Genomic DNA, 517 nt, shown 5'->3' with positions numbered 1-517 from the left:
TCCCTCTGCGGGAGAAGTCCAGCTCCACGCCGTTTTCATACGCCCAGCGGTCCATCACCTTGCCGGCAAACTCGCTGCCGTTATCCACCTTGGTCGCCTCCGGCTTGCCGCGTTGAGCGGCCAACCGTGTCACTGCCTCGGCCACATCGTCGGCCCGCAAGGACTGGTCTACGACGATGGCCAGGCACTCATGCGTGAAGTGATCCAGTACCGGCAACAACCTGAAGCGACGGCCATCGAACAGCGCATCACTGACGAAGTCCATGCCCCACAGGGTATTGGGCGCAGTGGCCACTTTGATCGGTTGCCGTCGGCGTGCACTGCGACTGCGGCGAGGCCGACAATGCCTCAAAGACAGGCCTTCCTCCTTGTAAATGCGATGGATGCGCTTGTGGTTGTCCCGCCAGCCTTCCCGGCGCAGCATCACGAAAACCCGCTCGCACCCGTAATGAACACGGCTCAAGGCGATCTCCCGCATTCGCATGCGCACCGCGCTGCAGTCCCGCGCCTTGGCCTT

1 protein-coding gene is annotated in these 517 nt (G+C 62.7%); it reads right to left on the bottom strand.

Annotated elements, in window-relative coordinates; genetic code table 11:
* Positions 1-517, bottom strand: a 517-nt coding sequence (locus XdyCFBP7245_RS23490) for a DDE-type integrase/transposase/recombinase (protein ID WP_146091743.1), incomplete at both ends; no start/stop codon positions are given.

Origin of the sequence: Xanthomonas dyei (assembly GCF_002939865.1) — a bacterium.
Taxonomy (GTDB): Bacteria; Pseudomonadota; Gammaproteobacteria; order Xanthomonadales; family Xanthomonadaceae; genus Xanthomonas; species Xanthomonas dyei.
This window is presented reverse-complemented; position numbering and strand designations above follow the sequence as displayed.